Raw genomic sequence first — 15,154 nt, 5'->3', positions numbered from 1 at the left:
GAATAGCGGGGCTATTTGACGAAGAAGCAGGAATTTTTAGACCAATTTTTCGCAACCGCAGTAGGACAGTCTTAAGTCCGACAGGCTCCTAAGCAAATCCCTCTTTTAGGAGGGAATTTTACGTAATTAAAAGGTGCTATCAGGCACCTTTTCTTTATAATGCCTTTTTTTACCGTTTTCAGGAGATTTATTTTGAAATCCATCAGACTGGCATTCCTGGCCCTGATTATGCTGGCCCCTCTGGCCAATGCAGCCACTAGTGGCAGTAAAGTGGGTGTGCTTGATACGGCGATGGTGTTAAGTGAATCCAATGCCGGCAAACAATACGCCAAAAAGTCTGAAGCCAAGTTCAAGCCTCAGTTAGTCGCTCTGCAGAAGCTTGAGGGTGACGTTCGTAATATGCAGGAAAAACTGCAAAAAGATGGCCCGACTTTGAGCGCCGAGCAGTTGAAAGTTCGCCAGCTGGAGTTGCAGCGCAAGTATGAAGACTTGCAACTGAAAGGACGCCAGTATCAGACTGATAAAGCAGAAGCGGATAATGCTGAGCGTGAAAAGCTGCGGCCAAAACTGCAGACTGCCATCGATAAAGTTATCAGTGAGTTAAAGCTGGATCTGGTCATTGATCGTCAGATGGCCATCTATGGCAGTCCGGGTATTGATATCACTCGCAAGGTCATTGAAAGCCTCAACCAGATGAAGTAATGAATCATGACTGATGTTTATACTTTGTCCCAACTGGCAGAACAGTGTGGTGCCCGGCTGCAGGGAGATGGGGATAAGCAGGTCTCAGGTCTGAATACCCTTCAGGATGCCGGGGGGCATGAGTTAAGCTTTCTGGCCAATCCGGCCTATGCCCGATATCTGGAAACCACTAAGGCCGGTGCGGTTATTCTCTGCCCGGATTCCGCCAGTGGCTTTACCGGAAATGCCCTGGTTCTTGATAACCCATACCTGGGTTATGCCCGGCTCTCCTCCCTGTTCGATACTGACCGTGGTGGCAATGCAGGTATCCACCCCAGTGCCGTGGTTGATGAGACCGCTGTTGTGGATGCGACCGCTGCCATTGGTGCCAACGTTGTGATTGAGGCAGGCGTTCAGATTGCTGCCGGTGTTCGCATAGATGCCGGTACCGTGGTGGGGCACGACTCCGTGCTTGGTGCCGATGTTCACCTTCATCGCAATGTTACGGTCTGCCATGGTGTCACCATCGGTGATCGGACCATCATTCACTCCGGAGCGGTGATTGGTGGTGATGGTTTTGGTAATGCGCACGCGGATGGTCGCTGGTACAAAATCGCCCAGATCGGTGGTGTGGTGATCGGCAGCGATGTCGAAATTGGCAACAACACCTGTATTGACCGTGGAGCCCTGGGTAATACGGAAATACACAGTGGTGTCCGTCTCGATAACCTGATTCAGATTGCTCACAATGTGGTGATTGGCGAGAACACGGCTATTGCCGCTGGTGTCGGTATTTCCGGAAGTACAAAGATTGGTAAAAATTGTACTATTGCCGGAGCCGCCGGTTTTGCCGGTCATCTGACCATTGCCGATGGGACGTTTATCAGTGGCATGGCCATGATTACGCGCTCAATTACCAGGGCTGGTTCCTACTCTTCCGGTACTGGTTTTATGGAGAGTCGTGAGTGGCGGAAAAACGTGGTTCGTTTCCGGCAACTGGATGATCTGGCCAGGCGGGTTAAACAGCTGGAGAAACAGTGAGACTGATATAAGTACACTGAAACCTGGCAGGGTAAGAATTTTTACGGTAAAGGAAAGGCTGGTTGTCCAGCCTTTTTCTGTTATAGAGTTTAAGGTGAATGAGACGAATTGAGGTAATTAAGGAGATCCTGCCCCACCGATATCCTTTTCTGCTGGTGGATCGGGTTCTTCATGTGGATACAGAAAATGGCTCCATCGAATGTCTTAAAAATGTATCCAGTAATGAGCCGCATTTTAATGGTCATTTCCCACAGCATCCGGTGATGCCGGGGGTGTTGATTATTGAAGCGATGGCTCAGTCAGCAGGTATCCTTGGTTATCACATTCGCAAGACGGATGGCGACACAATCTACTTTTTTGCCGGAGCGGATAAGGTACGTTTTCGCAAACCGGTGGTTCCTGGTGATCAGCTGATTCTCCGGGCAACACTGTTGGCACGGAAACGGGATATCTGGAAATTTGCCTGTGAGGCGGTGGTTGATGGTAATATTGTCTGCTCTGCTGAAGTTACGTGTGCAAGAAAGGAAATAAAATCTTGAGCGACACACTCTCCGTTACTGATTCTGAAGCTGCCGGGGCGGTTGAAGCCATTAGCCCGTTGCAAGCCGATATTCATCCAACCGCCAAAGTTCATCCGTCGGCTATTGTCGAACCGGGTGCCCGTATTGGTGAAGATGTTGAAGTTGGGCCGTGGACTTATATTGGGCCGGGTGTTGAAGTGGGTATGGGTAGCCGTATTCACTCTCATGTAGTGATCAAGGGCCCGACGGTGATCGGGAAAAATAACCGTATTTTTCAGTTTTCCAGTGTTGGTGAAGAGTGTCAGGATAAAAAATACGCTGGTGAGCCCACTCGCCTGGTGATTGGCGATAACAATACTATCCGTGAAGGTTGTACCATCCATCGTGGCACCATTCAGGATCAATGGCTGACTGCTATTGGCAATAACAATTTGCTGATGGCCTATGTGCATGTGGCCCATGACTGTGTTATAGGTGACAACTGTATTATTGCCAACAATGTGGCACTTGCCGGTCATGTGATGGTTGGTGATAACGCCATCCTGGGCGGTTACACGACGGTGCATCAGTTCTGCAAGATTGGTGCCTTCAGTATGAGTGCTGCCCATACGGCACTGTTTAAAGATGTGCCGGCATTTGTCATGTCCAGTGGTAATCCGGCTGAAGCCCATGGTATGAACTTTGAAGGCATGCGTCGCCGGGGCTATACGCCTGAACTGATCAGCACACTGCGACAATGCTACAAGATCATTTACCGTCAGGGGTTGAGAACGGCTGAAGCGATTGATCGTCTCGAGAGTATGGAGCCGTTACCGGAAATTCAACTGCTGATTGACTCTCTGAAATCATCAAGCCGTGGTATTACCCGGTGATGCAGTCGGCAGTTTCTTCCCCGGGATTATCATTACGTGTTGCATTGGTTGCAGGAGAAGCCTCAGGGGATATTCTCGGGGCCGGGCTGATCCGTGAAATCAAACGACATTATCCGGATGCTTACTGCTATGGTATTGGCGGTCCCCTGATGCAGTCAGAGGGTTTTGACAGCGTGTTCCCCATGGAGCGGTTATCGGTGATGGGGCTGGTTGAGGTTCTCGGGCGTTTGCGAGAACTGCTGGGTATTCGCAAACAGTTGCGGGAACGACTGATTGCCGATCAGCCTGATGTGTTTATTGGTATTGATGCCCCTGATTTTAATCTGGTGCTTGAACGCAGGCTGAAAGCGGCCGGTATTCCAACCGTGCATTATGTCAGCCCCCAGGTATGGGCATGGCGTGAAGGTCGTCTGAAAAAAATCCGGCACTCCGTAGACCATATGCTGGCACTGCTCCCGTTTGAAGCGGACTATTACAGGGATCATGGTGTACCTGTGACCTTTGTTGGCCACCCCCTGGCTGACCAGATTTCCATGAATCCGGATCAAGACGCAGCCAGACATACCCTGGGTGTCAGTCATGGTGGTGGGCCGGTAATCGGGCTATTGCCAGGCAGCCGCAAACCAGAGATAGCCAAACTTGGTCAACTATTTCTTGAGACCGCCCGCCTGCTCAGGAAAGACTTCCCGGATGCTCGCTTTTTAATTCCCTGTGCCAATGAGCGACGAAAAAAGCAACTTCTACCCATTGTCAGTGAGTTTCCGGATCTGGACGTAACGGTCTATGATGGCCAGGCACAATCGGTTATGGCCGCCTCGGATGCGATTCTGATCGCTTCGGGAACCGCTGTTCTTGAAGCTGCACTGCATAAAAAGCCACTGGTTGTCAGTTATAAAATGGCACCGCTCAGTTTTGCCATTATCAGCCGGATGGTGAAGGTCAAATATGTCGCACTGCCCAATCTTCTGGCCGACAAAGAGCTGGTACCTGAAGTGTTACAGGACGATGCTACTCCTGAAAATCTCAGGGTTTTGATCAAGAAGGCCATTGAAGATCAGGCGTACAGAGATACTCTGAAACAGTCTTTTAAGGAGATTCACCACCAACTGAAGCAGGATGCCAGCAGGCTGGCCTATGAAGCGGTGATGTCAGTTATTCAGCAGACCAGGCAGCGGGTAGAGAATCAATGAAGCAAAATCAATTTGACTGGTGTGACGCCAGTGACACAGGAATTATTGTTGCCGGTGTTGATGAAGTGGGCAGAGGTCCACTGTGTGGCCCGGTGATTGCCGCTGCTGTCATCCTGGATCCTGCTCGCCCGATTGAAGGTTTGAATGATTCCAAAAAACTGTCGGAGAAAAAGCGAGAGGCGCTTTTTGACGTTATTTGTCATAACGCCCTGGCCTGGTCACTGGGCAGGGCTGAAGTAGCAGAAATTGATGAACTGAATATTCTCCATGCCACCATGCTGGCAATGCAGCGTGCCGTTGAGGGATTATCGGTCAGGCCCGAACTGGCTTATATCGATGGTAACCGTTGTCCAGCGCTTTCCTGTCGTGCTGAAGCCATTGTAAAAGGCGATAGTCGTATTCCTGAGATTGCTGCCGCTTCCATTATCGCCAAGGTGACCCGCGACCGGGAAATGTTGATTATGGACAGGGAGTGGCCGGGTTATGGCATCGCAGGGCATAAAGGTTATCCTACTAAAGTCCACCTTGAAGCGTTAAGAAAGTTGGGGCCTGCTCCCGTCCATCGTCGTTCCTTCAAGCCGGTTCAGGAGCTCCTGGCTGATGTGGTCAGTTGACATAAAAAGCAACGGACGCAACAAGCCTGGTACATGGTTTCAATGAGTTTGACGGGTTGTCGTGCCTCCGCACTCCGTTCGTCCTGAAGCTTGTCGAAGGACCCATAGGGCCTAAAGGCGGAAACTCCGGACTCTGATAGATCGTGCCAAGCACCCTTCGACTCCGCTCAGGGTGAACGGAGATAGTACACGTCAAACTCATTGAAACCATGTACTAGGCTTGGTCTGTGCAGGTCTTTGGGTCGCAATAATACAGTCATTTCAATGTGGGCGTTGTCAGGTCCGATTTACAGTGTCGGTGAGGAGCTGTTACTGGTACTTTAGCACTAGTGACATTGCGTAGCGCAGGAGGGGGAGTTAACTGCCATGTCTGCTGTGGCCAAATGGTGATAATTCTGAAGGAACTTTTTTTAAATAACTTACTCTAATAAAACACTCACAAACACTGAGTATTTTAAGCATTTCTGAAAACAAGAACCAAGAACCAAGAACCAAGAACCAAGAACCAAGAACCAAGAACCAAGAACCAAGAATCAAGAATATGGTACAGAAAAGCGTTAATACCCGTTCCTCCTGAGCTTGTCGAAGAATGGTGCCACCGTACTTCGACAAGCTCAGCACGAACGGTATGGGTATCAACGTTTAGCTGCACTGGTGCTTTGTTGTGTCAGAAACGAACAATCTTAATTTATAAGAATGAATTGAATATGAATGGTATGAATCAATTTAAGCCTCTTCCGCCCGTGACTACACAGCCACAACCAGAGGGATGTCGAATATCAGGCTATACCCTTAATTGTAACGCCAGGGTTAAAAAAGATGCTGCCACGACTGTAGGCCTTATCGCGGGGAGTACCGCTTTAGCCTCTGTTATTGGTGGTGCTCTTTCCAGCTGCAAACCTGCTGTAGTTATCGCTACCGGCCTACCTGTTTGCGCTGCTGCCACTATCGCTTCTGCATTCTGTTGTATCTGCAAAGATGAATGCCCGTGCTTTAAGCCGCTTCCGGACCGACAGGTTGAGCACGTCAAGCCGGGTTACCTGGCCGATGAGGAGCAGCACATAGCTCCTGGTGCAGAAAAGCGTTAATATCCGTATACCCCGCTCATCCTGGAGCGGAGTCGAAGGGTGCGGGTACCGCACTTTGACTCCGCTTCAGTACAAACGGTATGGATATCAACGCAACCCGCGACTGCATGGATGCAGGAGCTAAAGCAACGCAGGAGCAGTTGCCGTGCAGGACAGTCTTAAGTAGTTAACCAAATGAAATCGTATATTTCTGACTAAGTTGTCAGTCACTCTGCGGCGTTGCAACTCCGGTCACATAGCTACGGCTATGCTCCCTACGTTGCGCCTTGCATAGCAACTGCCCACTTAGCCAGAAATATACGATTCCATTTGGCCAACTACTTAAGTCCAGCAGCCTACTGGCATTGAGAACACGTTAATCGTGTGATTGAAATGTTCCCAGTCGTAAGCTTCCCCTTCAGGTTCCGATCGTGAACTACCTTTTAAATCGAATATCGATCCACTGGGCTTTATCAACACATAGCCTGAACTAAACCGTGGTCAGCTATTTGTGTTCTAAACTACCTGACAATTTTCAGTTCTAACGCAGTATTTCTTGATAGGTGTCATTTCTGATACCGGGTGTTTTTTTCTGTAAAGAATAGTTCAGCAGTCTGTAATCCAAAAAGAACCTGAAGGTTAATGGAGTGGCGGGATCTATGAACATTCAAAATAGTGGAAACAATGTACAATTGGGATCAGAGCGTAACTTGTCGGCCAAAAAGGCAAAATTGAAGCAACCGTTAAAGCCAGTGGATATGTGCGTTGAAGTACAATCCAGGCTGCATTTAACGTCACCCCGGATTCCGCTGTCTGACAATGCGAGAACTGTATGCTTACAGGTCTCACCAAACCTGAGGTTTTCGCATTCCTTTGATTTTCGTTTTGTCGCTAATAATAATCAGGTTCGACATCTTTTATCTGCTCAAACCCATGATAAGCAGCAAGACGTAGTCGTTCTTTCTCATCCGGATGATCTCTCGCAGGGGAACCTGCTCAGCCGCTTGAGTATTGCCGGGACCGGTCATCACTCTCTGAAACCGGGCAAGCTATTTGAAAATAACGAGCCTTTGACCCTGGTTATCGATATCCGAATGCTCACCAGTGACGAGCTGCCAAAACTTAATGAGTTGCTGGATCCCGATAATCCTTGTCTGTTTGACCAAGTCACTCAGAAAAAACGTGCTCTGGGTGAACATGTTTCGCTGCTGGTATTGGCCAGTCATGAGCAGTTGGCGATGGTGGGGAAAAGTGACGAAGCACCGGGTGCGGATTTCTGGCGACGAATTAATCGATCGGGCAATACCTGGCAGTTTGACGCAGACAATAGCAATGACCAGACAATGGACATCGGTGACGTGCCACCGGTATTGGCTGAACTCACCCCGGGCAGTGCTATGGATGATGGCAATACCGTTATTATCCACTGTCATTTGCACAGTAATTGGCGACAGCTGTTTTTTGGTGGACCCGGGGTGGATAAGCAGGGGCGTATCCGGCACCTGCAAGGCAAATTTGAGCAATTGGAAACCGGGCAGCGGGTGATTCTTAAAGGAGCCGACTGGAATAATCTGGCATTTGAACAGACCATTCGCCAACTGCTGGTGCAAAAGCGTTATGAGAGCAACGGTGCTGTCTGTACTCTGCCAGAAGATATTCAGTTTTACCGGATGCCGGTGGGAGATGACGAGCTGCTATCGCTGTTGCAAATCATGGCTAACTCTGGGGATGCAAGACTTGCCTGTAACGAGCCACAAAACCCATTGATTATTAACCATGGCAATATTTTGGAATGGTTGGGGCCAATCAGTATCGGACAGGAGGGTTTTGCGGTTCCTAACACCAGCTTGCTGGACCAGGTGAAGGCCGGTGACGTGGTGACAGTCACTTCACCTCTCAGTGAAGCGCTCTGGTTTCTGTTGCTGGGTGCACTGCAGAATATCCACCAGACCACAGGGGTAAAACCGAAGCTTCAGGTCGCTCATTCGCAGCGACAACCGCAATCACTTGGGCTGACAGAAAAAGCCGGGCAACCCGAACTGGCCAGCAGTATTGGCGGTAAAGATAATAACGGGGATTACGCCCCCGTTAACACAGTGACTTATCAGCACAGTGCCCAGGCAAATCACTGGATTAATGGCCATCAGGAAATTCCCCTGGTGATACAGATCAATAGCCAGACCGGCTTCAGCCAGTTGTTTGACAATATCTTTATCACTTCGGAGCAAAAGGCGTATTTTGGCCGCTGTCAGAGCGGCTTGCAGGCAGCTTTGACCACGGGCAAGCCTGTGGTATTCCGGGGGCTGGAGAGCAATCCAAAGCTTCAGCAGCTGCTTGAGCCTCTGGTATCTGGCCAACCCCTGCTGGTTAACGGCATATTACAGGCTTACCCGAAAGCCTGTATCACAGTACTCTGGCCTGAGCTTGCCCAAAGCCCATCCCCGGTATGGAGCGCAATGATCGCCGCTGCAGAGTTGTGTCCACCGGTAGATATCTGGAATATCACCGCGGAACATCATGGTATGTCCCGGACTGAACTCCCGGAACAGGCGCTCGGGCAACTCTGCGAAGCTTTTAAAACCGTACCTGCCACCCTTTGTCATCCATTGCCTGAAATCACAGAAGGGTTGTTGAATAATCTGATATTGGCTGCCCGGCGGGCACAGCAGGTTGACCATGCACCGCAGCTGCAACCCTGCCATTGGCGCAAAGCCATCGATAGCGTATTCAGCCATGGCACCCGGCAGAATCGGTCAGTTCGTGATTTTATGAAGGTGGCTTGCAGACAGCTATTGCCGGATACAGCGCACACTGCCTGGGTGGATCCTGATCGTTTGAATGCTGTCATTAACAGTGCCCAGCCGTTGGACAGGAGTTTTGTCCGCCTCAATGTGTGGCAACTGGCCAGGGCTTTTAGCCCGACTGTATTTGCCAATACTGTATTTGAACAACTGAACCTGTCCTATGAATATCCATTTCAAGCTTGCATGTCCAACGAATGTATGGATTGCCTCTGTGCCTTGATTGTCGCGCAAACGCCCCGGATGCAGCGAAGTTCGGTGGCTTTTCAGCTGCAGGTTGACCCACGGCAGGCAGAGCAGTACCAACAGTTAGCAATCAGGCCACAAAATCAGATCAGGCGGTTGGAAGATGCGCTGGCTTCTGGCTGGCAGTTACGTCCACATTCAGCACAGACTCGATCTGATGCCATTCGTACTCTGGCGATGGATTGTTATCGTGTTAGCCAGGAGAGCGTATCCAGAAATAGTGACCCAGAGCGTATTTCACGCCTGGAGCACCTATTGGTGCAATCACTTGAATGGCAAGGTTGCGCTCAGGCTCCACTTCAGGCGCTGGCCCATGATCTTTTTTACAGTTCGGTTAACCAGAAGGATCGGGAACTTCGTCGTTTATCCAGGCTCCATGACCGGCTTGAGGATTCCCCCGTCATTTTCCTGCAGGGAGAAACCGGGACTGGTAAAAGTTATTTTGCCGCCAAAACTGCCGAGGCGTCCGGATTGGCTTCGCTGATGTCTCTGGGCCCCTGCGACAGCGAACAGACCCTGATGAAACGCTGGCAATGGCGGGAACATACCGGCACCGGGGCTGGTGGTGACCGTTATATGGCATTACAAGACCGGGCGTTACTGGAATGGGCCAATACTCAACCCGCCGCTGCAGGTCATTATGTCACAGTGGTTCTGGATGAGGCCAATCTGGCCAATACCGGATTGCAGGCTTCACTGAATGGTTTATGGGAACCGGCACCGTGCATCTATGTTAACGGTCACCCGGTCAAGGTGACTGCTCAGCACAGAGTGATTTTGACCGGTAATCCGGGCCATTACGCCGGACGCCAATTAGACCCAGCGCTGAAGGAGAAACTGCCCGGGCCATACTACCTTCCCTTAAATCGGGCTTTTCTCCGGGACCGGGTGGTTGAACCTGCTCTGCTAAGGCAGTTACAAAGGTATTTGCCAGAACCGCAAACAGACGACATTGTACGTAGCGCCAGTGACCGTGTGATGGTGCTTTGGCAATATTATCCGGAATTGCTGCCGGAACATGAGTTTACCCCCAGGGATTTGACCGATATCTGCAGCTGGGTGGGTTGGTATCTGGATCGTGCATTAGCCACCAGGCACAGACAGGGCAGCGTTACCCGTGAGCAGGTGGATGGGTTGATCTTGCAGAGTTTTCAGGATGTACTGGGCTCAGAAATGCCCGGGGTGAGTCAGGATGCCAGGACAGCACTGGAACTCTGGTTTTCTGCCCGTGACCAGGTAGACAACACTTTGAGAGACCTGGTGCATAATCAGGTCCTGGAGGGTATACGAAACAGTTTTATCCGGGCGACGTTACAAACCCGGCCTGAATTTGATACCTCCGGATCAGCGGTCAGTGAATTGGTGCAACGGCTTGGTCAGGATTTAAGCCGATGTCAGCAGGCGCATCATCACGTCAGACAACATCATGGTCGTCAGGCTACCCTGATTGAAGGCCCTGCCGGGCGGGGTAAGGATGTCACCCTGAACCTGTTGATTGAAAGCTTCAAACAGCAGGTTGCACAGCGGGGAGAATCCATGCCGGAGGTATTTTATTGCAATGCCGGGGATTGCTCCTGGGACAGAGTGTGCGAAGCCATCCAGCGGGCGAAAGTCAATGGCGGCATCGTAGTCATTTCTGAATTGAATCTGATTGATAGCCAGCACCTGGAGGGGGAACTTAATGCTATTCTGGCCGGTGATGCTCATCCGGGTTTCCACCTGTTTGCCACCACCAATCCTCCCCGGTACAGTGGCCGAAAACCGTTATCACCAGCGCTCAAAGGACGTTTCCGCTATTTGCCTGTCCGACAATATAATCCGGCGGAACTGCTGGCCATTGTTGAAAAAGTGTTGCCACAAACGCCAGAGGGAAAGTCCGCAGCTGAATTGTTGACACAGTGGCACTGTCAACTGAGGGCCTGTTTGCAACAGCAAGGCCTGCCCTTGCAGCCCACCGGGCTGGATTTACAAAATCTGGCCAGGGCCGTCATTAAAGATGGAGACTTTACCGAAAATGCGCTCCGTCAACACATCAATCATCACTATCAGCTTTATTTTATCGCAGTCAGGGCAACCCTGGAGAAATTGCCAGAATTATCGGCTGTACCCATTGGCCAGCGGGGGATTGATCCTGTACTTTGCAATTGGTTTCACCACACCAGGGCTGGCTCTGATCGCCCCTGGTTGATACGTCGCAGCAATCTCAACCATATTGATGAACAGCACCATGAAATACACATCAAGGCTGACCTGAGTGATGCAGAGGCCCGAACGGAAATCATCAGGCGTGTGGCTCAGGTCCAATGGCTGGCTTCGGGTCTCTCCCCGAAACCGAAAGATGCGGATGATATTCTGACCCAGACTCTTTATCGATACTGGCAGCACTGCTGGTTTGATCACAGGTTTAATCAGACTGGGGTGGAGGCAAATACTGTTTTTACCCTGACGGATGCCCAAAAGCAAACCCTGAAAATGTCCATTAACCAGCCATATTTCCGGGAAGCTGATAAACAGATAAGTGCATGGGATGCCAACAAGGTTTTTTTGTGGCCTGCCTTTTGGCAGAAAATTTCACGGATAGTATCAAACCCCGTCAGACACTATTCCGGCAGTGGCAGAAAAAGGTCAGATTCTCACAGTTCCGGCGCGGAAGCGGTGGGACATAAACTGGCAAAAATTGAGGGACAATATCCTGGTGCTGTTTCAGCCAATAGTGGCGATACACACAACGCTCCGGGAAAGCCACTCTCTGAAGCTGCTCAATCTGCACCACGGGAAAATGCCAAAACAGAGGCTGCCACTATCTGTGCAAACGATACCCTGCCTCTTGATAATCAGGCAGAGCTACCCGCCAAAACGGTTCATTATCTGGATGTTGATACCGCTTATGAACACAGAGCGTTACGTCAGTTGGTGGAGAGAAAGATTTTTGCCTCTCGTGAAAGTCCCGGGATGTATCGCCTGGAGGTCTTTGATGTGGCTTTGAATAATCAGGGTAATGTTGAACTACGCAGTTTTAGCCCCGGGGCGCACGGTCTTGAGCTGGTGTTTCCTTCCACTCTGCCTGATGGAGAAGTAACCCTGGGCAGCGAGCAGAGTCTGGGTGTTCATTGCCTGCGGGTAAACAAGGATAAGTATTTTTACCTGCCAGGTCTGAACCCGGATGAAACTATCCAGGCTTTCCGAATAAAACCGTCTCTGGATTACCGGTTGATAAAAGACAGGTATACAGGTCTTCACATGGTGCGTTTTCCAAATGTCGGTGATGGTCAGGAAATAACAGTTAATTACGTTGTAGAAAAAAGAGTGACAGAAAGTTCGTGTAAAAAACCATCGGTCGAAACGTTGGATTTAGTGCAGCAATCTGGCGACGCGAGGTTAGACTGCACTGTTTCTGAACCCATGAAATTACAATTAACTGAATTCTTTAACGGCTTTGCAGCAGCTGATATGGCAGAGAATCAAAAGGAACAGATTCGTTGTATTCAGTCGGCAAAGATCCTGAAAGATCGCATTGCTGCAATAGCAGAGTATTGCAAAAATTTTAAGGGCTTAGAGAAGTATGAAGGTGGCGAAGGCTTTTTCCGCTTTCTGCTGTGGCGTCAACAGGGCAAGTGTCAACACAGAACGCCCATATTTGTGGCGCTCTGCCGCTATTTTGGAATTCCTGCACGCGCAGTAAGCGGTAAATACCACCTATATCCGGAGTATTCACTGGATGGCGGAATGAGCTGGAAGTCAGAGGATCTCGGAGGCGCTCCTGTACAGGTAAAACGAATCGAACCTGACTTTCAGCCTTTCAGGCAGGGAAGTGGTTCCAGCACCGAGTCAAAGAAGATTAAGGCGTTTCTGGAAAGTGCTGATCCAGAGCAACTGCAGCGCCTTGCCAAAGCTTATGGTCGGAGTGTCGAAGATCTGCACAAAGCCCTTGAGGCAGGCTGTGCATTACCAAATAAAACGCCAGGTACCAGCGAGGTGGTACAAAGGCTTTGGAAAGACAAAGACTTAACCGGTTTTTCTCTGGGAGTCTCAATTCTGGTAAAGAAAGAGACACTGAACTTTGAGGAATCTCGGTTGATTGGCAAGGTGTTTTGTAGGCGTACCGTTACCTACTATAAACCGATGTCTGAGGCGGTGAGTCAAATATTGTCCAGCAGTAGTGAAGATCAGGTGACCGGGCTGCTCAAGGCGCTCTACTCAAAAACGGTTGTTCACAACCGTTATGGAGATCATGACGATTGGCTGGGTTCAATGGTGGATATACTGACAGAGAGTAATTTAGCCCACCCCCCAGTCATTCATTTTGCCGTTGAAGCATTCAAGGCGGGTTGGCTAAGACCCCCGCAAAGTTACCCTAGCAATATTGTTCCAGCTGGTAAGTATCATGACCTGATGGTACGTCTGGAAACTGTAAAGGAATTGAAGGCTCAGACCGTCAGTTACCTGGAACATTGGTATAAAGCATTGCTGACTCCGTTGAGGAATAGCCAGGAGTGGCTGAGTCGTTACGATTGGGAACTGAAAGGAGACGATCATTTTTTCGTAACCCAAAGCTTTAATGGGGTTTCGTCATTCCTGGAAGAAAAAATCGACTGTTCGTCTTTACAGTTGTCCTGGACGAACAACCCTGAGGGCATTCCGGACATTGAGCGAATGTTGGTGCGAAAACCCGCTTTTCCACAATTTAACGCCAGTAAGACTGGCATTCGCCCGGTTATTATACTGGGTAAGCCTGAGTGGGCCTACACAGTTATCGCGGATGAAGTAGAAGCCCATTATTCATCAGAACCATGGCAGGTTATGGAAAAAAACTTCAGATTTAATCTGACATACGATCAATATCGCGCTGAAGTTTGTAAAGTATCCGGAAAACATACTAATAAAACTCACAGGAATGTTCGTCTTCCAGCGAAGCGGGAAGGTAGTCGAGATCAAAAAGAGTCTGAAGAGATTAATAAAAAAACCAAGGAAATCTTCGCAAGGTACATGCCAATTATAAATTCCCTCCGTGTGTCTGGTAATGACCGTTCAAGTGTCCCTGAAACTGTCGTTAAACAGGCTATTTACCAGGCATTCATTTATTACCTGTATCATATGACAAAAACCAGGGGCAGTCGTTTAACTTATTGTTTTCTGGAGGCCGATGTCGGACGCAGATATTCCAACAGATATGGTGCCCATGAGGTATCCTCACCGGAAGAGCTGTATGCCATGATGATTAAAACACAGAATAATTCTGCTCTTGAAAGATCTGTTAAGGCCCGTTATCTGAGGCAGGCACACAACTCGGGCAATGCGCTGGTGCTTAAATCTGAGGAATTAACCACCATTGCCAGGGAATTCCTGAATACGGTAAATTTTAAGTCGATTTATGAGTCACTGCTAAATGCCCGGGATCCTGTCGGATTTAAGCGTACTTAGCGAGGATTGCGAAAAATTGAGGATAAGTAACTGCTCAAAATTTGGTGGAAAGTCCCATTTCAAGACACCCAGATCAAAACTCAGGTAGACAACATTGAGTTATTTACGGTTCCAGTTGAACTACTTGTTCAATGTCTGATCCAACTCCTGAAATAACATTGACCAGACCAAGGGGGGAGTTATGGAGTCAATTAGCGGGCATTCCGGATTCTTCTACCAGCGATTTGATGGATCTGATTCTGCCATTTCTGAAGTAAACTGTGACAATCCCTACAATGAGCCCACACCGTTGGCGGCTTGCAGGGTCGGCGATCTCAATGTCCTGAAAAGGGAACTGCAAAAGGACCCCGCTGTCGTTTGCAAAGATTACCGCTGCGCAAAAACCGAAGATATGGTTTCCTTGCTGTTTGTTGCAGTTACTGAAAGGCACGTTGATCTGGTCCAGCTGCTGATCAGCAAAAATGCTGATGTTAACTATGTCACTCAAGTTGGTTGGACGCCGCTCAGTTATGCTGCGAAGGAAGGACATATTGAAGTGGTCCGGTTGCTGCTCAATAATGGGGCTGATATTAACCTGGCCTCCTTGGACGGATCCACGCCGATCAGTTATGCAGCGGAAGAAGGGCATGTTGAGGTGGTTCGGCTGCTGATCAACAAAAGGGCTGATGTTAACCTGGCTACTTCAGACGGATTCACGCCG

9 protein-coding genes are annotated in these 15,154 nt (G+C 49.5%); all 9 read left to right on the top strand.

All coding sequences use genetic code 11. The features are described 5' to 3' along the window. The first annotated feature begins 192 nt into the window (after nucleotides 1-192). Nucleotides 193-702 carry an OmpH family outer membrane protein gene (locus ACO6VE_RS16900; protein WP_422462457.1) on the top strand — a complete coding sequence of 170 codons (510 nt, stop codon included), beginning with the start codon at nucleotides 193-195 and terminating at the stop codon, nucleotides 700-702. 6 nt (nucleotides 703-708) lie between these two features. Beyond that, nucleotides 709-1,722: a UDP-3-O-(3-hydroxymyristoyl)glucosamine N-acyltransferase gene (gene lpxD, locus ACO6VE_RS16895; RefSeq protein WP_422462456.1), complete on the top strand. Its 1,014-nt coding sequence runs from the start codon at nucleotides 709-711 to the stop codon at nucleotides 1,720-1,722. Between the two features lie 98 nt (nucleotides 1,723-1,820). After that, nucleotides 1,821-2,261, top strand: coding sequence for a 3-hydroxyacyl-ACP dehydratase FabZ (fabZ, locus tag ACO6VE_RS16890; protein ID WP_422462454.1), 441 nt, complete (start codon nucleotides 1,821-1,823; stop codon nucleotides 2,259-2,261). A 71-nt stretch (nucleotides 2,262-2,332) separates the two neighbouring features. Further along, the gene (lpxA, locus tag ACO6VE_RS16885; protein WP_422462475.1) at nucleotides 2,333-3,115 is read left to right on the top strand and encodes an acyl-ACP--UDP-N-acetylglucosamine O-acyltransferase; all 783 of its coding nucleotides are present in this window, start codon (nucleotides 2,333-2,335) and stop codon (nucleotides 3,113-3,115) included. After that, nucleotides 3,115-4,305, top strand: coding sequence for a lipid-A-disaccharide synthase (gene lpxB / locus ACO6VE_RS16880; RefSeq protein ID WP_422462452.1), 1,191 nt, complete (start codon nucleotides 3,115-3,117; stop codon nucleotides 4,303-4,305). The genes lpxA and lpxB overlap by 1 nt, the downstream gene beginning before the upstream one ends. Next, nucleotides 4,302-4,919, top strand: a complete 618-nt coding sequence (gene rnhB, locus ACO6VE_RS16875; RefSeq protein WP_422462450.1) for a ribonuclease HII — start codon at nucleotides 4,302-4,304, stop codon at nucleotides 4,917-4,919. Before lpxB ends, rnhB begins: the two co-directional genes overlap by 4 nt. Before the next feature lie 707 nt (nucleotides 4,920-5,626). Next, entirely contained in the window at nucleotides 5,627-6,007 is a 381-nt protein-coding gene (locus ACO6VE_RS16870; RefSeq protein ID WP_422462448.1) for a hypothetical protein, read from the top strand. Nucleotides 6,008-6,645: 638 nt separating this feature from the next. Further along, nucleotides 6,646-14,454, top strand: a complete 7,809-nt coding sequence (locus ACO6VE_RS16865; protein ID WP_422462446.1) for an AAA family ATPase — start codon at nucleotides 6,646-6,648, stop codon at nucleotides 14,452-14,454. A gap of 181 nt (nucleotides 14,455-14,635) precedes the next feature. Continuing rightward, the coding region (locus tag ACO6VE_RS16860; protein WP_422462444.1) for an ankyrin repeat domain-containing protein at nucleotides 14,636-15,154 on the top strand (519 nt) is incomplete at its 3' end.

The organism is Endozoicomonas sp. ALB115, assembly GCF_049310245.1.
Classification (GTDB): Bacteria; Pseudomonadota; Gammaproteobacteria; order Pseudomonadales; family Endozoicomonadaceae; genus Endozoicomonas.
This window is presented reverse-complemented; position numbering and strand designations above follow the sequence as displayed.